The sequence below is a fragment of the Ruegeria sp. CG11 genome (genome assembly GCF_056537245.1).
On record NZ_JBQFRE010000008.1, the window covers coordinates 1 to 17,150 of the forward strand.

Annotated in this window: 17 protein-coding genes; 3 read left to right on the forward strand and 14 right to left on the reverse strand. The window is 57.0% G+C overall.

The annotated features are described in order from the left end of the window. Positions 1-399 precede the first annotated feature (399 nt). The 6 genes from ACR0KW_RS16040 to dctP all read right to left on the reverse strand — a co-directional run bounded on the left by ACR0KW_RS16040 (position 400) and on the right by dctP (position 6,651). The gene (locus tag ACR0KW_RS16040; RefSeq protein ID WP_480805907.1) at positions 400-807 is read right to left on the reverse strand and encodes a universal stress protein; all 408 of its coding nucleotides are present in this window, start codon (positions 805-807) and stop codon (positions 400-402) included. A 126-nt stretch (positions 808-933) separates the two neighbouring features. Continuing rightward, on the reverse strand, positions 934-2,448 hold the full coding sequence (locus ACR0KW_RS16045) for a malonate--CoA ligase (protein WP_480805908.1): 1,515 nt from the start codon (positions 2,446-2,448) through the stop codon (positions 934-936). A 5-nt stretch (positions 2,449-2,453) separates the two neighbouring features. Further along, positions 2,454-3,710 (reverse strand): malonyl-CoA decarboxylase, encoded by a 1,257-nt coding sequence (locus ACR0KW_RS16050; RefSeq protein WP_480805909.1) that lies wholly within the window; start codon positions 3,708-3,710, stop codon positions 2,454-2,456. Further along, on the reverse strand, positions 3,707-5,023 hold the full coding sequence (locus tag ACR0KW_RS16055; protein ID WP_170670147.1) for a TRAP transporter large permease: 1,317 nt from the start codon (positions 5,021-5,023) through the stop codon (positions 3,707-3,709). Before ACR0KW_RS16055 ends, ACR0KW_RS16050 begins: the two co-directional genes overlap by 4 nt. Before the next feature lie 5 nt (positions 5,024-5,028). Further along, on the reverse strand, positions 5,029-5,571 hold the full coding sequence (locus tag ACR0KW_RS16060; protein WP_480769072.1) for a TRAP transporter small permease: 543 nt from the start codon (positions 5,569-5,571) through the stop codon (positions 5,029-5,031). A 93-nt stretch (positions 5,572-5,664) separates the two neighbouring features. Continuing rightward, on the reverse strand, positions 5,665-6,651 hold the full coding sequence (gene dctP / locus ACR0KW_RS16065) for a TRAP transporter substrate-binding protein DctP (RefSeq protein WP_480805910.1): 987 nt from the start codon (positions 6,649-6,651) through the stop codon (positions 5,665-5,667). Positions 6,652-6,789: 138 nt separating this feature from the next. Between dctP and ACR0KW_RS16070 the strand changes: the two genes are divergently transcribed. Then, positions 6,790-7,446 carry a GntR family transcriptional regulator gene (locus tag ACR0KW_RS16070; protein ID WP_170328555.1) on the forward strand — a complete coding sequence of 219 codons (657 nt, stop codon included), beginning with the start codon at positions 6,790-6,792 and terminating at the stop codon, positions 7,444-7,446. Between the two features lie 586 nt (positions 7,447-8,032). Here the strand turns inward: ACR0KW_RS16070 and ACR0KW_RS16075 are convergent. The 5 genes from ACR0KW_RS16075 to ACR0KW_RS16095 form a co-directional block, all read right to left on the reverse strand. Next, complete coding sequence (locus ACR0KW_RS16075; RefSeq protein ID WP_171105989.1) at positions 8,033-8,533, reverse strand: hypothetical protein; 501 nt, start codon at positions 8,531-8,533, stop codon at positions 8,033-8,035. Between the two features lie 172 nt (positions 8,534-8,705). Further along, entirely contained in the window at positions 8,706-9,059 is a 354-nt protein-coding gene (locus tag ACR0KW_RS16080; protein WP_480805911.1) for a nuclear transport factor 2 family protein, read from the reverse strand. Between the two features lie 15 nt (positions 9,060-9,074). Further along, a complete protein-coding gene (locus ACR0KW_RS16085; protein WP_480805912.1) occupies positions 9,075-9,494 on the reverse strand; it encodes a nuclear transport factor 2 family protein in 420 nt (139 codons plus the stop codon). A gap of 30 nt (positions 9,495-9,524) precedes the next feature. After that, on the reverse strand, positions 9,525-9,902 hold the full coding sequence (locus ACR0KW_RS16090; RefSeq protein WP_480805913.1) for a DoxX family protein: 378 nt from the start codon (positions 9,900-9,902) through the stop codon (positions 9,525-9,527). Next, entirely contained in the window at positions 9,899-10,786 is an 888-nt protein-coding gene (locus tag ACR0KW_RS16095) for an SDR family NAD(P)-dependent oxidoreductase (RefSeq protein WP_480805914.1), read from the reverse strand. The genes ACR0KW_RS16090 and ACR0KW_RS16095 overlap by 4 nt, the downstream gene beginning before the upstream one ends. A 78-nt stretch (positions 10,787-10,864) precedes the next feature. Here ACR0KW_RS16095 and ACR0KW_RS16100 point away from each other — a divergent pair, with 78 nt between their 5' ends. Next, entirely contained in the window at positions 10,865-11,752 is an 888-nt protein-coding gene (locus ACR0KW_RS16100; RefSeq protein WP_480805915.1) for a LysR family transcriptional regulator, read from the forward strand. Between the two features lie 524 nt (positions 11,753-12,276). On the opposite strand, the gene gyrB is transcribed toward ACR0KW_RS16100, so the two are convergent. Both gyrB and ACR0KW_RS16110 read right to left on the reverse strand, forming a co-directional pair. Continuing rightward, entirely contained in the window at positions 12,277-14,694 is a 2,418-nt protein-coding gene (gyrB, locus tag ACR0KW_RS16105) for a DNA topoisomerase (ATP-hydrolyzing) subunit B (RefSeq protein ID WP_480805916.1), read from the reverse strand. A 103-nt stretch (positions 14,695-14,797) separates the two neighbouring features. Beyond that, positions 14,798-15,370 carry a TetR/AcrR family transcriptional regulator gene (locus tag ACR0KW_RS16110; protein WP_480805917.1) on the reverse strand — a complete coding sequence of 191 codons (573 nt, stop codon included), beginning with the start codon at positions 15,368-15,370 and terminating at the stop codon, positions 14,798-14,800. Between the two features lie 99 nt (positions 15,371-15,469). Between ACR0KW_RS16110 and ACR0KW_RS16115 the strand changes: the two genes are divergently transcribed. After that, positions 15,470-16,036, forward strand: a complete 567-nt coding sequence (locus ACR0KW_RS16115; RefSeq protein WP_480805918.1) for a carboxymuconolactone decarboxylase family protein — start codon at positions 15,470-15,472, stop codon at positions 16,034-16,036. Here the strand turns inward: ACR0KW_RS16115 and recF are convergent. Further along, complete coding sequence (gene recF, locus ACR0KW_RS16120; RefSeq protein ID WP_480805919.1) at positions 16,033-17,130, reverse strand: DNA replication/repair protein RecF; 1,098 nt, start codon at positions 17,128-17,130, stop codon at positions 16,033-16,035. The two genes, ACR0KW_RS16115 and recF, sit on opposite strands and share 4 nt — an antisense overlap. Between the last annotated feature and the right edge of the window lie 20 nt (positions 17,131-17,150).

The following is a 17,150-nucleotide window of genomic DNA, read 5'->3' on the forward strand; positions in this document are numbered from 1 at the left end:
TGAGCATGAGTTCCTCGTCGGGTCGGACGGATGGTTCGCCGACCTGGATACCGACCATTCGGGCACGATTACGCTGGTTGATTTCAACCGCCGTTAATAAAACATGCAAAGCGATCGTTCGTGATTTCTTCCTCAAATGGTCATTTTAGGCCGGTCTCACCACCGTCAATGTCGGATTTGCAACGCTTGCGTCCGTTTATGCGAAACGCAGCATCCGACCGTTTGATCAGATGGCTGGTCGCTAACCTTGGTCCAATGCGAACATTGGCCGTGTATTGGCATGATGCAGCGCAGTAGGCCGAAAGCCGCCCTTCGTGTATGATCGATCCGTAGCCAAGGCGTTCGGGCAGAGACCACATTCGAATTCGAGTTCAAACGACAACGACAATATCTACGACGTTACCTGATCACGTGAACGGCGCAGTGTGCGTGCCGCACGACACGGGCCGCAGTAGATCCAAGCAGATAGTCTTGCAAACCGGGTTGATGGCTAGCGATCACGACGCATTCGACACCGTGTGATTTCGCATAGTCAATTATTCCGCGGCCTGCGTGACCTTCGACGATCTCGATCCGGGCATTCACCAAACCATTTAACAACGGCGTCAACTTTTTCGAAGCGACGTCTTTGACACGCTCCAAATGGTCATCAGGAAGCAAATTGTTCGTATACTGAGGTAGGTGTTCGACAACATGCAGGAATGTGATGTGACCATCGTCGGAGTTGAGCGCCCGCGCAACTTGCACAGCGCGCGCCGTGTCACGGTCTCCATCCAGCGAAATCGGGACGAGAATATTCTGATACATTATATTGCAAGCTCCTGAAGAGAGAAAAATCAACGGCTTGAAGGCAAAGATTTCGAACCTTCAAGCCGTTGAAGTTTGGCCCGCAGCATTGTCGAGAAAAGGGCTGTCGGACCGGGGAGTGTCATCTTAAGCGGCCACGAACAGGTCTTTGAATTGGTCGCGCAGGATGTTCTTTTGAACCTTTCCCATGGTGTTTCGGGGCAGTTCATTGAGCAAGATCAGCTTACGGGGGTGCTTGAACCGTGCCAGACTGTCACGCACGGCGCTCATCATCGCATCTATATCCGGTGACTGCCCCGGCTCGGAGACGATTACACCCAGAACAGTTTCACCAAAGTCGGGATGCGGCACTCCCACAACGGCGCTTTCCAGTACCCCAGGCTGGTCATCCAGTATCAACTCGATCTCCTTGGGATAGATGTTGTAACCGCCCGAGATGATCAGGTCCTTGTTGCGACCAACTATATGGACATAGCCATCCTCGTCGATCCGGCCCAGATCACCGGTGATAAAGAACCTGTTCTCGCGCAGCTCGGCGGCGGTTTTTTCCGGCATCTGCCAGTAGCCCTTGAACACGTTGGGCCCACGCACCTCGATCTCGCCGATCTCGCCCTGCGGGAGGGCATTGCCATCAGAGTCGCAGATTTTCAGTTCAACCCCCGGCAGTGGAAAGCCCACCGTGCCCGCGCGGCGGTCGCCATCATAGGGGTTCGAGGTGTTCATGTTGGTCTCGGTCATGCCATAACGTTCAAGGATACGATGGCCGGTACGCTCCTCGAATTGGACGTGAGTTTCCGCCAGCAGCGGCGCGGAACCGGAAACAAACAGGCGCATATGTTCGGCCAGCTCCTTGGTGAACCGATCGTCATCCAACAGGCGGGTATAGAAGGTCGGCACGCCCATCATGGTGGTGGCTTTCGGCATCCGCCCGATGATCTCATCCAGATCGAATTTGGGCATAAATACGATGCTGCTGCCCGCAGCCAGCGTGACGTTGGTTGCCACGAACAGTCCGTGAGTGTGAAAGATCGGCAGCGCGTGCAGCAGCACGTCGTCGGATGTGAAACGCCATTCCGTGACAAGCGCTTGTGCATTCGACAACAGGTTGTTCTGGGTCAGCATCGCGCCTTTCGACCGGCCCGTCGTGCCCGAGGTATAGAGAAACGCCGCCAGATCATCACCGTCACGATCAACGGTTTCAAAGCTGGCAGGCATGGCGGCGGCCTGATCCATCAGGCTGCCGCTCCCATCCGCGTTCAGGGTCTCAACTTGCGCCCCCAGTTGCGCGCCGACGGGCGTGAGCTTCTCCTCGCTTCTGGCGTCACAGACAATCAGCAAGGCCCCGCTGTTTTCAATGAAATAGGTCAGCTCATCCACCGTGTAGGCAGTATTGAGCGGCAGGAACACAAGACCCGCCTGCGCGCAGGCAGCATAGAGCGCCAGCGCTTCGGGTGATTTTTCAACCTGCGCCGCGACCCGGTCACCGGGCTTAAGACCCAGTTGGGTTGCCACATGCGCGATCTGTGCGGCGGTGCTCAGGAAATCCTGATGCGTAATCACCGAACCGTTGAGCAGTTGCAAAAAATGTGTGTCTTTACCGGCATGGGCGCCGAACAAACCGTCATAGAGAGGATTGGCCATAAGGTTTACCTTTCCTGTGTCGTGGTGAGAGAGGCCGACGCAGCAAGCGATTTGGCCTCGGGCGAGGCGATGACCTCGCGGGTATTGGCGAACTGCTCGTGGTTCTGAGCAACGCGGCCGAGATCGTAGAGGTAGTTGACCATGGTGCCGCCGGACTGGGAGCGCCCCTTGTCCGACGTATCGGCATCAGCATGAACCGCATGAACCAGCGCGCCGTTGCCAAGGTGGAACCGGGCCACTGGATCGAATGGCATGTTGCCCCGGCCCTTGGCGTTCAGCAGGTAATGCGCCGCCAGCGCCTTCATCTGATCGGGTTCTTCGATGTCCCACTCGATGCCTTCCTGGGACAGCCACTTGGTCAGTCCCGGAATAGGTGACAGGGTGACAAAAGTCTTCAGCCCTGACAGCTCTGCTGCCAGATCCGACGCCACCTGCTTGATCAGCGAGTTGCCGAACGAGATGCTGGCCAGCCCCGCCTGACAGTTCGAGATCGAGTAGAACACGGCCGTATCAGCCTGCTCTGCTGGCATCGGGTCGCGGTCCTCGGCAAGCAGGGCCTGAACCGATCCGGGAGTTCCGCTGTTCAAAGCGACCTCGACAAAGATCAGCGGCTCGTCAGGCATCGAGGGATGGAAGAAGGCAAAGCAACGTCTATCGGTGGGTTGCAGCCTGCGGCGCAGGTCATCCCAGCTGTCGATGGCATGTACCGCCTCGTAAGCGATGATTTTCTCCAGAATATGAGCCGGGCTTTCCCAATTGATCGGGCGCAGCACCAGAAAGCCGCGGTTGAACCAACTGGCGAACAGGTGGCGGAAGTCCAAATCCAGCGCTTGCAGCTCGGGCTCTTTACCACCCAACCGCAACAGGTCGGCGCGCATCTGAACAAGGGTACCTGTGGCACCGGGTACCCGGTTCAGGCGGCGGATCATCTCCTGTCGAGCAGGTTCCGCCGCGGTCGCGAAGCTGCGATAGGTCGCTTTCGAAGGCGCGCGCACGTATTCGTCCAGCGATGACCGAACCGCCTCGGGATCGATATTCATGGCGGTGGCGAGATACCGGAAGAACTCCAGCTTTTCGTCATCTTCCATTTTGTCGAAGCGGGTCAAGATCTCTTCCGCCAAAGCCAGCCCTGAGGTCTCCCCCGCTGACCCAACCAACGCATCTGCCAGTTCGGTTAGCGGGCGTCCATCGAGGGCCGCTGCACCAGCGCGACGATAGCGCCGTTCGAACACGGTTGAGAGAAGATCGGCAAGCAGGGTCATACCGCCGCCCCCATCACCAGATCAGGTAGCCATGTCGCGAGGCCCGGGAACAGGCACAGCAGGACAATCGCGATCACCATGCAGGCCACGAAAGGCAGCGATCCGGTCAGGATGGTTTTCAGCGAGATGTCCGGCGCGATACCGTTGATCACATAGAGATTCAGGCCGACCGGGGGAGAGATCAGACCGATTTCCATGTTGATGGTCAGCACTACCGCGAACCAGATCGGGTCAAAGCCAGCAGTGGTAATGATCGGTAGCAGGATGGGTGCGGCCATCAGGATCACCGCCACGGGGGGCAGGAAGAACCCGGCGATCAGCAGGAACACGTTGACCGCGCCCATCAGAACCCAGCGGTTCACGTCCAGCGTGCCGATCCATTCGGCAATCGCCTGGGTGATAAACAGCGAGCTGAGCATGTACGAGAACACCCCGGCGGCGGCGATGATGAACAGGATCATCACGCTTTCCTTGGTGCTGTCGCGCAGCACGACCCAGATGTCCTTGGGATTCCACAGCTTGTAGATGATCATCGCGATCAGCAGGCACAGCAGCGCACCCACGGCAGCCGTTTCCGAAGGCGTAGCGATGCCGCCATACATGGCATAGAGCACACCCAGGATAATGCCGAGGAAGGGCAGCACGCGCGGGAGGATCTCGAACCGCTCACCCCAGGTGTAGCTGCCCGAACCCAGACGGGTGGCGTCGCCGGATTTCCAAGTGGAATAGAGCGACCAGGCCATGAACAGACCCACCAGCATAAGACCCGGGATCACACCGGCCAGGAACAGACGGCCAATCGAGGTCTCGGTGGCGATGCCATAGACGATCATGGTGACCGACGGCGGGATCAGGATGCCCAGCGTACCGCCTGCGGCGATGGAACCGGCGGCCACACCGTCAGGATAACCGCGCTTGCGCATCTCGGGGATGCCCATCTTGCCGATGGCAGCACAGGTGGCGGGCGATGAACCGGACATGGCAGCGAACAGGGCACAGGCGCCAAGGTTCGACACGACCAGCCCGCCGGGGACGCGGGTCAGCCAGCGTTCAAGCGCTTCGTACAGATCCGCCCCAGCCCTCGTTGAGGCAATCGAGGCCCCCATGATGATGAACATCGGGATCGAAAGAAGGGCGAAGTTATCGAGCTTACCGAACAGGATTTCCGGCATCAGTTCCAGCGACCGGGGGCCGTCGAAGACGATCAGGAAGCCGGCCGAGACGATCAGCAGACCGATAGCGACCGATACGCCCGAGAACAGAACAAGGATGGTGGCGATGGCGACAATAGCGCCGAGCAGAAGGGGATCCATCGGCTTTACTCCAGACCAAAGGGTTTATCGATGCCAAGCAGGACGGCGATGAGGTCGGCAATCAGTTGCAACAGCAGCAGTCCAAAACCGACCGGGATAGAGAGGTAGGGAATCCATAGGCGCACGCCCCATACGGTGTCGGATTTCCAGCCACGCTCCCACGCGAAATGCCAATACTCGTAGCCGTAGAACAGCATGACCGAGACAATGGCGATGGAAAGAACCGAGGTCAGGATCGCCATGAAGAAGCGCGCACGCGGGGCCAGCGAGATCGGGATCAGGTCGACGTTCACATGCCCGCGCAGACGCTGAACATAAGGCAGACCGACCAATGTTGCGGCGATGACCAGATAAATGACAGCTTCGGTCTGCCAGATGGTCGAGCCGTTCAGGACAAAGCGCACAACGATCATCTGGCACGTGATTGCGACAGCAGCGACGATCATGCCTGCGGAACACCATCCGGCCAGAGTTGAAAGCGCGGCGACAAAGCGAAGGAAGGGATTGTTCCCGGTATGGGAAGCAACGGCAGAGCTATGGCCAGCCATTTGCGCCTCCTGTGATTGAGATGCAATTAAGTCTGAAGATCAGAACTGAGACCAGGCGCCGGGCGGCAGCAGGGCCGCCCAGGCAAAAGGGGATCATTCGACTGCCAGAGCCTTGTCCAGCAGGTCCTGCCCGTCAGGAACCTCTTCCACGAAGGCTTTATAGGATGTTTCCATCGCCAGCGCGCGCCAGGCTTCGAAGTCCTCTGGTGTCATTTCGGCGATTTCGACGCCAGCCTCTTCAAACACCTTGGCCGAGTTGGCGTCCTGTTTCTTGGCCTCTTCCAGATAGTAGGCCTGTGCCTTCTCAGACGCGGTCAGCAGTGCGGCCTGCTGATCTTCGTTCAAACCTTCGAAGGTGGATTTGTTTATCAGCAGCGGCTGATACATGAACCACAGCGCCACATCACCTGCGGGCGTATAGCAGCTGACCTGCTCGTAGATACGATAGCTGACAAAGGACGACGACGAAGTATTGGCCGCCTGCAGAACGCCGGTCTGCATGGCGTTGTAGATTTCCGACGACGCCATCGACGCGATCGAGGCATCGGCTCCGGCCAGCATCTGCTCAAAGGACTTGCCCGCCGCACGCGTTTGCAGACCTGCGACGTCTTCGGGCTTGGTGATGCACTTGTCCTTGCCCGCAAAACCGCCGGCCAGATAACCGTGGACCAGAACCATCACGTCATCTTCGGCCATTTTAGCCTCAAGCGCCTCCATGAAAGGCGAGTCGGCCAGACGCGCTGCGTGATCGTGGTTTTTCACCAGACCGGGCATCAGGGTCAGGTTATAGGCAGGTTGCTGACCACCGGCATAGGACAGCGGCAGAACAGTCATATCCAGCTGGCCCCGGCTGAGCGGCTTGTACTGCTCGCGCGGTTTGAACAACGATTTTGAGCCGAAAATCTTGATTTCCAGATCGACATCGGCCGCGGCTACCTCATCGGCCACGATCTGTGCAACCTGATGACGGATGTCCTTATTCGACCACTGATGAGACAGGCGCAGCTCTTCTGCCGAACCCAATGTGCCCGCGGACGCAAGTGCCAAAGCAGCAACGGCTGTTTTGAACATGGCTTTCATTTTCTCCTCCCTTTTTCAAACCCGGTCTTGCCGGGGATGAATAGAAGCATAGGGCGGTTATGTTTTTTAAGTCAACATTTTTGTATACAAGATTAGAATTCTTGAGTTCCCACTCGATCGTGATTAAAACAGAAACCTATGGACCAAAGACTTGCCGACACCATTGCTCAGGATCTGGAAGAGCTGATCTTTGACGGGACATTTTCGGACGGGGACCGTCTGGATGAAGTCAAACTGGCCGAGCAATTCGGCGTTTCCAGAACACCACTTCGAGAAGCATTTCAGCGGCTTGCCCTGTCGGGGCTGGTCGACCTCATTCCGCGCCGGGGGGCTTTTGTCCGACAGCCCGGGCCTGTGGAACTGATGGAAATGTTCGAGGTCATGGCTGAGCTCGAAGCCGTTTGCGGCCGGCTTGCCGCATTGCGCATTTCCGATCAAGCTTTGAAAGACCTGACTGACGCCAACGCGAGATGTCAGGAGGCCGTCGATGCCGGTGACCCTGACACGTACTACCTCGAAAACGAGCGTTTCCATCGAATCATATACAACCAGTCTGGCAATTCATTTCTGGAACAAGAGGCGTCCAAGCTACACAGACGGCTCAAACCCTTCCGGCGGCAACAGCTTCGGTTTCGGGGTCGCATGACTCAATCTATGTCCGAGCATGAAGAGATCGTGCGCGCTCTGGACAATGGCAACCCCGAGGAAACAGCAAATGCCCTTCGCGATCACGTCGCGGTGCAGGGGGAAAAGTTTCACAACCTGATGGCCTCTTTGAAGAACACATCGGAGTAGCGCCCTTTACTGTGGCCCGCCCAATTCTCCGTTTCTCAGTATGTGCGTTCCAAGTCGATGTAAGTATAGGCAACACGCTGGTGAAAGAAATTTACACTTGCCGAGAATGAGCGACCGAAAGGTCAAATAAAACGCGCGATTCTCGGTCTGGCGCCACCGCTTGCGCCCGGTTACGATGTTACGTCGGAGCCAAGGCTGCACAGTGGACCTTCGGCAGTTCGATGTGAAAAGCAAACCGGGCACGCAGCATAAACGCTGGGCGTATGGTCGCCCCGGTTGATATTCAAGCTAGGAGGGTGAGCTCAAACTCCATCGTCATTGAAACGGGATCGGTTCAGTTGGTTGCAAAGGGGCAAGTGGATTAGCTGAACGATACGATAGCAATATGAGCGTAGCCGCGGCGCGTTGGCAACCCCCTACCCCGAAGCGCTTGGCCCTTGGATGTGACTGGCCAGCTTTCGTCGCCAATGTTCAAGCTGGATGGGGGCGGGTCCAGAAACAAGGTTCCAGAGGGCGCTGATGCTATGCCTGTCGACAGGCAACCTTGTGTGCCGGACATCAATCAATTGCGATAATTGGACGCGACCTAGTTCTTCAGTGGTTCCGGCTGTTCAGCCTGACAAGTCAGAACCGCTTCGATGGCTTTTGCAGACCCGCTGAGGTCGAGTTCAACCTCCGCCCCGCTTTCGCCTATAATCGTAACGCTTTGGCGTTTTCCAAACTCGGTTACAAACGCCGGGTTGTCAAAAAAGGCGTAGCCACCGGGCACACCATTTTTGAAGACACCAACTGCTTCGCCTTCAAACTTCGCATCACCAAAGTCGAACTTCACGATTCCCGTTGCGCCGTCCTCAATTTGAACCCAGGCCGGATTAAAAGCTGCAAAAAAGCCGCCGGCCTGATTGGGTGCCGCGCCGATTTCAACGGTCATTTCATTTTCAAACGGTTTCCACGCGAGACAGCCATTGCCCTTTTCGGGATCAATCAGGATTGTCCAGTCCCCGGATTCACCCCACCGTTCCATACCGGCGGCCCACACCGCGCCAGTAGAGATCAATGCCATTGCTGTCAGCGCCAACCTGTTCATTTAATGCTCCACACATGGTCCGAAGATCTAAAGCTGCACTCAGATTACCGCGCGGGATTAATCAAATACAACCATTCAGCTTCTGGAATGTTGAGCCAGCGCTAATGCGCCCTTGCCTTGAAAACGCAATCATTTTCGACCTCTATCAGAGAAAACGTGGCGCTCTACTCACCTAGAATTTGCCAGAGTTGTTCCAGGTATCTTTCGGGCCGATCTGTTCCTGAACATCCCAATGTTCGACGATCTTTCCATCCTTGAGCCGGAACAAGTCAAAGACGGCCCAGTCGTCCTCGTCTTGTTTTACATGGCTAAAGGCAACCACGAAATTTCCTTGGCCGAGTAGTCGGTGAACTTTGACGTATTGCGCGGTTTTTCCGTCACTTGTCACCTCTCCAAGATGCTTGGAAAGAGCTTCCAATCCGTCGGCTATTTCTGGGTTGTGCTGGTCGTATTGCTCGGTCGATATGTAGTCATTTACAAGATCGGTGCGCCCTGCCATCAGGACATTGTCGATGAACCCTTGCACCACGGCCTTGTTGGCCTAGGTCAGATCGTGATCTTCGATTTCGGTTGGGCCATCCACCATGCTGCGGCCCGAGACAGTTGGCCATTTATACGCGGCAATCACATCCCAATGCTCGATGATTTTACCGTCCTCGTCGGTATCAAAGGTATCGGCCGTCACCCACAGGGCTTCACCGTTATTGAGGCTTTGATACACATGCACGAAGACGAAATTTCCATCCTCGATTGTACGCAGAACCTGAATGTCGCGCACCGGATTCCGCTCAAGAAAAGGCGTGAAAAACTCGATGAAACCTTCTTTACCGTCGCGTACACCCGTTGAGTGTTGTGTGTAGCGATCCCCGGTAAATTTATCGAGCGCTTCGACCATTTTGCCGTCACGAATGCCTTCCAGATAAAGGCCCTTGGCATTTGCCACACGGATACTGTCAGTCACAACATGCACTCCTGTGTCAGAGACATGGTTTTAGCTAATACCAACAATGCTCAACACCGTTTCACGGCCAGACCAAGCTACGATAGCGGACAAGGTGCCTGTGACCATGGCAGGAACGCCATCTTTCCAGGTGTCCCAGATCAGATGACAACCAACTGCACCGATGGACGTGCCAAGAATTGCCAACGCGCCCAAAGTTCCGATCCAGGATCCCTGAAACCAGATCGCGATTGCGCCAAACAATTCAACCACGCCAACCAAGGCCATGATCTGGCGGTTTAACCCGTACTTGATGAACATCGCCAGTTGGGTTTCAAAAATGAACTTCTGCCAGCCGAAGATCTTGATCGAGCTTGCGAAGAGGAAGAAGACGGACAGAAGTCCGACGAAAACAGTGATCACATTCATTCCGCAGCCTCCTGAACGGGGAAGGAGAATTCGGCGCCGAGAGCGTCCTGAAACCTCTCCTGCTTGGTGGCTACGGCAGCATTCATTGCGTTGGCCAGAGCGCCAATGCCCGACGGGTCGACAATAGTTCTCAATGGTCTTTTGCCGTAGGGCAGGTTCAACAGATCGGCGATGGCATCGGCAACCATTGCAGGGGACGCCTCAACAAAGCTTTTTTGCGCCAACCCCATGAAGCGTCCGGCCATCGCCTGTGCTTGTTCCAACGTTGGGCCGTATCCAGCCATGCGTTCCGGTTCATCCGTTGGCGGCGATTTCTGCATGATGCCAGTGTCAAATGCTCCGGGTTGAACGATAAGGGATTCCAGTCCCAATGGGGCGAGTTCAAGAGCATAGGTCTCGGCGACTAGTTCCAGCGCCGCTTTACTGGCTGAGTAAAAACCGCTCATCGGCAAAGCAAACCGGGACATGTCACTGGTGATGCTGATCACCGTGCCAAAACTCTGGGCCCGCATATTGGGAAGCACTGCGCGTAGCACACGAACCGGTCCCAGCACGTTCACATTCAGCATGTTCTGAAATCGTGCCGCAGAAATGGTTCCGTTGAGCCCGCCAACATAGATCCCGGCGTTGTTGATCACGACATCAAGTGGGCCATCCAGCTTTAACATCAGATGGGCAATTGCGCTGTCTACGCCGGCGTCACTGCAGACATCCAACTCAATGCAAGAAATCCGCGCAGATGTCGCCTTCAGGCTGGCTGCTACTTCGGCGTTTCGCCCCTTCAGAGCGCGCATTCCGGCGAATACAGAATGACCTTCGCCCGCAAGTCTGATGGCCATTTCTTTTCCGAAGCCGCTGCTGGCCCCAGTGATCAGAATATTCATCTTTCTGTTCCTCTTGTGGTCGAGAGGAAAATGGCAACCAATAGACATAATTGGAAATAATCATTACTTGTTGTCAACATGAATAAAATTGATGGAATTGATCTCAATCTACTTAAGTCACTGCAAGCCCTCATCTCGGAACAGCATGTCGGGCGGGCTGCGCAGCGAATGAACGTAACGCAACCTGCCATGAGCCATACGCTGGCAAGATTGCGCCGCCTGTTTGACGACCCTCTGTTCGTCAAGCAAGGGCGCGAAATGGTACCAACAGCGCGCACTCTGGACCTTGCAGCGCGGTTGAACACGATCCTTTCAGAGATCACCGTTCTAACCGCGCCAGTGACATTCTCACCTGAAAACGCGAGTGCAGAAATTCGAATCCATGCCCATGATTTTATTGCCACCAGTTTCCTTGCAAACGCAGTTCGGCGTATTCGAAAGCAAGCACCAGGGATCGTGTTCGAAATTCATAGCTATTCGGATCACAGTTACCAGATGCTCGATTCCGGGGATGCCGATTTGATCGTTGGCGCAGGACTTCAGGCAAATCCGAAGTTTCTTCAAAAGCTGCTGCTGCGCGAGCGTCTTGTGTGCCTATTAGACCGAACCCACCCAGCTTTGAACAGCTGGAAATCTGATACGATCTTTCTATATCCACATGTCCGGCTGCGTCTCGTGGCCAAACAAGATGACCCAGTGCACCTTTATGGCAAGGATAAGGGTATGCCCCCACGCCAGGTTGGGCTGGTGACAGATACTCTGCATCTGCAACCCGCCTTCCTGGAAGGAACAAATCTAATCGCCTTTGTGCCGGAGACGCTCGCCCAAGCTGCCACCTTTAACGGAAACCTAATCACGCGCGATTGCCCTTTCCCCCTGCCGGAATTGGGAATCCGTGCAATTTGGCATGAGCGAGACGCACGATCTCCTCTTCTCAGTTGGGTCCGCAGCCAGCTGGAAACATAGCGGCTTGTAACGTCCAACACCGCTATTCGGTGACAAGTGTGCAATTTAGCCAGCGATATTATGCGCGAAGCTTGTAAAGCGGAGGAGTGCAAGGGCAGCGTTGGTTCTGTAATAAAAGCCGTCCTAACTGACGTTACCGAAGCTTTTCAGTTTTCCAGCAACTAGATCACGCCCTCCCATAAAGATGCTGCCTTGTGCTCGAATGTCGATCACAGGGGCTACGACAACGGCATCCAGAGCACTTGTCCAACTATAGCTATGGGCGGCAGCCCAACTGTGCAAAGTCTGCTTTCTGCGCACCGCACGCCTTCGCGAGGATCCAAGCAAAAAGACCGCATGGAACCCAAGGTTCTTTAGGGAGGCCCTTTGCGGGATTGAGCAACGCAAAGGGCCATAACAGCAACGACTACGCCAAAAACTGATCAAATTCATCGGTACGGCAGACAATCGCACAGCGCAAAACTATGGGCAAACTACGCAAACTTATGGGGTGCGCGAAGTGTTATGCGCAAGCCTACAAAACTCTAGAAATCCAGATTCTCGACGCTCAGGGCGTTTTGCTGGATGAACTCGCGGCGCGGTTCCACCACGTCGCCCATCAACTTGGTAAACAGGTCGTCAGCCTCGACCATATCATCCACGCGTACCTGCAGCAACGTACGGGCATCCGGGTCCAGCGTGGTTTCCCACAGCTGGTCGGGGTTCATCTCACCCAGACCCTTATAGCGTTGCAAGGACAGACCTTTTTCGCCCTCTTCCAGAATGGCGCGCAGCAGGTCCAGCGGGCCGTGGATCGCCTGCATGCGGTCGCGGCGAACCAGCGTGGCCGGGGTGTTGTAGACCTCTTGCAGGCTTTGGGTGAAGCTGCCGGTTTTGCGGGCCTCGCCCGAGCGCAGCATCGGGCCGTCCAGCGTGCGCACCTCTTCGACGCCGCGCAGGATGCGGGCCAGACGGATACCGTGATCCTGCGTGATGCGGCCCTGCCAGCCGCGCTCGTATTCCAACGCGATCAGGTCGAGACGGGCGGCGACCTTGTCGGCCACGCCTTGCAGGTCGGCATCCACCGCGCCCGGCACAAAGGCCCCGGCAACGGCGGCCTGCTCCAGAATGTGGCGTGGATAATGGGTCGGGAAGGCGTCCAGCACACGCTTCAGCTGGCGTGCCTCGTCGACCACGCGGGTGAGGTCCTGACCGATGATTTCTTCGCCCGAGCCGAGTTTCAGTACAGCCCCTTCGACGCCCTGATTGATTAGGTAGTCATCCAACGCCGCCTGGTCTTTCAGATAAACCTCTGATTTACCACGCGAAACCTTATAGAGCGGCGGTTGCGCGATATACAGGTATCCGCCCTCAATCAGCTCCGGCATCTGCCGGTAGAAGAAGGTCAGAAGCAGCGTCCGGATGTGTGCGCCGTCCACGTCCGCATCGGTCATGATGACGATCTTGTGGTAGCGCAGCTTTTCGATGTTGAACTCGTCCCGGCCAATGCCGGTGCCCAGCGCCATCACGAGATTACCGATTTCCTGAGACGACAGCATCCGATCAAACCGCGCCCGTTCCACGTTCAGGATTTTCCCGCGCAGGGGCAGAACGGCTTGCGTCAAACGATCCCGACCCGTTTGAGCGGAGCCACCGGCCGAGTCCCCCTCGACCAGAAAGACTTCGGTTTTCGACGGGTCTTTCTCGGAACAGTCTTTCAGCTTCCCGGCCAGATAGTTCACATCCATCGCGGTCTTGCGGCGCGTCAGTTCGCGGGCCTTGCGGGCAGCTTCACGGGCCAAGGCGGCCTCGATGATCTTGCCGACGATCCCCTTGGCTTCGTTCGGGTTTTCCTCGAACCATTCGGCCAGCTTTTCGTTCATCAGCCCTTCGACCGCCGGGCGCACCTCGGACGACACCAGCTTGTCCTTGGTCTGAGACGAGAATTTCGGGTCCGGCACTTTCACCGACAACACGCAGGTCAGACCTTCGCGCGCGTCGTCGCCGGTGAAGTTGACCTTTTCCTTCTTCGCGATCCCGCTGGATTGCGCGTAGTTGTTAATCGTCCGGGTCAGGGCGCCGCGGAAACCCGCCACATGGGTACCGCCATCCCGCTGCGGGATGTTGTTAGTGAAGGGCAGAACCGTCTCGTGGTAGCTGTCATTCCACCACATCGCGATTTCAACGCCGATATCGTCGCGCTCGCCCTTGATGTAGATGGGCTCCGGCATCGCCGGGATTTTCGACCGGTCGAGGTATTTGACGAACTCTTTGACGCCGCCTTCATAGAACAGCTCAGTTTCCAGACGCTCCGCCGGGCGTTCATCGATCAGGATAATCCGCACGCCCGAGTTCAGGAAGGCCAGCTCGCGCAGGCGCTTCTCCAGCGTCTCGAACGAATATTCGAGGTTCGAGAACGTATCGGTCGAGGCCAGGAACCGTACCTCGGTTCCCGTCCGATCACCACACTCACCAACGACTTTCAAATGTTCAGCCGTCTCGCCGCCCTCAAAGCGCGCGACATGTTCCTTGCTGGCACGCCAGATGCGCAGCTCTAGCCAATCCGACAACGCGTTCACCACCGAAACGCCCACGCCGTGCAGACCACCTGACACCTTGTACGAGTTGCTGTCGAACTTACCGCCCGCGTGCAGCTGGGTCATGATGACCTCGGCCGCCGAGACCCCCTCTTCCGGGTGGATATCAACCGGAATTCCGCGGCCGTTATCGCTGACTGAAACGCTGGAATCGGCGTGAATTTTCACAGTCACATGGTCGGCGTGACCGGCCAGAGCCTCGTCAATTCCGTTGTCCACAACCTCATAGACCATGTGGTGCAGGCCCGAGCCGTCGTCGGTGTCACCGATATACATACCGGGACGCTTGCGAACCGCCTCTAAGCCTTTGAGAACTTTGATGGAATCAGCGCCGTATTCTTGTGGTGCCTGTGCGTCTTCGGACATGCCGTTAGTACCTATATTATTTTGGTAACTTATACGTTTTCTGGTGGGGATTGTCACGCGCTCCCCCAATATTTTGTGGGTCCGGGGGGGCTTTATTTGCGGATCAAAGCCGATCGAGGTCCGCCGCGATGTCCTTGGCAATTTCCACCGCGTTCACATCGTCGCGTTCAGCTGACAACCGCAACCCAAGGAGGTCAGATTGATACCGCGCTGCAAGGCGGTTCGGGTCGTGGTTGGGGGCAATCTCTCCGGCCTCCTGCGCGCGACGAAACAAGTCTTCGAAACAGGTTCTCATCGCGGCCATATGGGTGCGTGCCTGACCGGCCAGATCATGATCTTTGGCCTGCAATTCAGCATAGGTTTTGGCCAACATGCAGGCTTTGGCCGGCAGTCCCGACGCCTCGACCACACGGCGCGGCTGTGCCTTGAGCGCACCGAGCGGGCCCAGATCCTCAGCCAAGGCCATCATGTTGGCCACCCCATCCTGCGCATACCGTTCTAACGCCAGGGCATAGAGCGCATCCTTCGACCCGAACGCCGCGTAGAAGCTGCCCGGCTTCAGGTTCAATTCACGTTCCAGATCCTTCAACGACGTCCCGGCCCAGCCGTGACGCCAGAAAATGTCACGGGCCTGCGCGATCAACGCATCGCGGTCATATGAAGGTTTACGGGGCATCATCTCACCAATACTTGAACGTTCGCTCAAATATATACTTGAGTGATCACTCAAGAAACCCTAAATACGACTCATCGCGCCAGAAACAGGAGTTCCGACATGGCCAATTTCCCGTCTCATGACCTCGAAACCGCGCCCGAAGGGTCCAAACCGCTGCTCGAGAAATCTCAGGCCGCATTCGGTCGCCTGCCCGGCCTGCACAAGGTGATGGCCGAAAGCCCGCAGCATCTGGAAGGCTATCAGGTTCTGCACGGCCTGTTCATGCAGACCGATTTCGACAATGACGAGAAAACTGTCGTCTGGCAGACCATCAACGTGGAAAACGAATGCCACTATTGCGTGCCCGCCCACACCGGCATCGCCAAGATGATGAAGGTCTCGGACGAGATCACCGAAGCCCTGCGCAACGAAACCCCGCTTCCAAACCCCAAGCTTGAGGCGCTGCGCACCTTCACCCTGCAAGTGATGGAAACCCGCGGCAACCCGACCGAGGAACAGCTGCAGGCCTTCTTCGACGCGGGCTACTCGCACCGTGCGGTTCTGGATGTGGTGCTGGGTCTGGCGCAGAAAACCATGTCGAACTACGTCAACCACATGGCCAAAACCCCGGTGGACGAGGTGATGCGCGGCTTCCTGTGGGAGCGCAAAGTCAGCGAACCCGCCTAAGCGGTCACGACCGAGCCCTCATCGCCTTCGGTGACGACCAGCGTTTGGGCCCGGTCCTCCAATTCCGCAAACAGTTCAGGCCCGGTGCCCGTCATCCAGGCCTGAGCGCCCAGCGCGCAAATCTCGTCATAGAGCGCCGCGCGCCGCCCCGCATCCAGATGCGCGGCCACCTCATCCAGCAACACGATCGGCGGCGCGCCCACCATCCCCGCCAGTGCCCGCGCGTTGGACAGGATCAACGATACCAACAACGCCTTCTGCTCGCCGGTCGAGCAATCCTTGGCCGGAACCCCTTTGGCCGCGAACACCCCGTACAGATCCGACCGATGCGGTCCGACCAGCGTGCGCCCCGCCGCCAGATCGCGGAATCGGCTCTCATTCAACGCCTCGCGCAAGTCCTCGGCCGTCTCAGGCATCGCCCCTTCGGTCTGCACCAGTTCCAGATCAGCCGAAGGAAAAGCGGTTTCTGCCTGCTCCTGCGCCGTCTGCAGATGATCCAACGCCGCCAAGCGCGCGGCATGAATACGATGGCCGGTTTCAGCCATCTGCCCCTCAAGCGCGGCGTACCAATGCGCATCGCGCACCTGCTCTTTCAGCAAGCGGTTCCGTTCGCGCATGGATTTTTCATAATTCAGCGACGCTTCGGCATGAGCGGGATCAAAACTCAACGCGATGCGGTCCAAAAACCGCCGCCGCCCTTCCGCACCTTCGATCCACAACCGATCCATCGACGGGATCAGCCAGACCACGCGCGCCAGCTTACCTAAATCGATCTGGCTAGTCGCCTTGCCATCAATCCGGACCTGACGCGCCGCGCCCCCTTCGGACCATGTTTCGATTTCGTAATTCTGCCCCTGGGCGCTCAGCAGCCCGGACAGCTTCCAGCCCAGCGCCTCGGGCCGTCGAGTCATCTCGGCCGCACTTGCCCGACGCATCCCGCGACCGGGTGAGAATAACGACACAGCTTCAAGAATATTGGTCTTACCGGCCCCGTTCGGCCCATGAATCGCCACCGGCCGCCCATCCAAAGACAACCGCGCCAGCTTATGGGACCGGAAATGCGAGACCGTAAGTTGGGTCAGGGCCAAAGTCATGACCCCTCCCTTCCGTTAAG

Excerpts from the sequence above, each read along its gene's own strand:
- ACR0KW_RS16040 (WP_480805907.1), bottom strand. The coding sequence starts at position 807 with ATGTATCAGAATATTCTCGTCCCGATTTCGCTGGATGGAGACCGTGAC.
- ACR0KW_RS16045 (WP_480805908.1), bottom strand. The coding sequence starts at position 2,448 with ATGGCCAATCCTCTCTATGACGGTTTGTTCGGCGCCCATGCCGGTAAA.
- ACR0KW_RS16050 (WP_480805909.1), bottom strand. The coding sequence starts at position 3,710 with ATGACCCTGCTTGCCGATCTTCTCTCAACCGTGTTCGAACGGCGCTAT.
- ACR0KW_RS16055 (WP_170670147.1), bottom strand. The coding sequence starts at position 5,023 with ATGGATCCCCTTCTGCTCGGCGCTATTGTCGCCATCGCCACCATCCTT.
- ACR0KW_RS16060 (WP_480769072.1), bottom strand. The coding sequence starts at position 5,571 with ATGGCTGGCCATAGCTCTGCCGTTGCTTCCCATACCGGGAACAATCCC.
- dctP (WP_480805910.1), bottom strand. The coding sequence starts at position 6,651 with ATGAAAGCCATGTTCAAAACAGCCGTTGCTGCTTTGGCACTTGCGTCC.
- ACR0KW_RS16070 (WP_170328555.1), top strand. The coding sequence starts at position 6,790 with ATGGACCAAAGACTTGCCGACACCATTGCTCAGGATCTGGAAGAGCTG.
- ACR0KW_RS16075 (WP_171105989.1), bottom strand. The coding sequence starts at position 8,533 with ATGAACAGGTTGGCGCTGACAGCAATGGCATTGATCTCTACTGGCGCG.
- ACR0KW_RS16090 (WP_480805913.1), bottom strand. The coding sequence starts at position 9,902 with ATGAATGTGATCACTGTTTTCGTCGGACTTCTGTCCGTCTTCTTCCTC.
- ACR0KW_RS16095 (WP_480805914.1), bottom strand. The coding sequence starts at position 10,786 with ATGAATATTCTGATCACTGGGGCCAGCAGCGGCTTCGGAAAAGAAATG.
- ACR0KW_RS16100 (WP_480805915.1), top strand. The coding sequence starts at position 10,865 with ATGAATAAAATTGATGGAATTGATCTCAATCTACTTAAGTCACTGCAA.
- gyrB (WP_480805916.1), bottom strand. The coding sequence starts at position 14,694 with ATGTCCGAAGACGCACAGGCACCACAAGAATACGGCGCTGATTCCATC.
- ACR0KW_RS16110 (WP_480805917.1), bottom strand. The coding sequence starts at position 15,370 with ATGCCCCGTAAACCTTCATATGACCGCGATGCGTTGATCGCGCAGGCC.
- ACR0KW_RS16115 (WP_480805918.1), top strand. The coding sequence starts at position 15,470 with ATGGCCAATTTCCCGTCTCATGACCTCGAAACCGCGCCCGAAGGGTCC.
- recF (WP_480805919.1), bottom strand. The coding sequence starts at position 17,130 with ATGACTTTGGCCCTGACCCAACTTACGGTCTCGCATTTCCGGTCCCAT.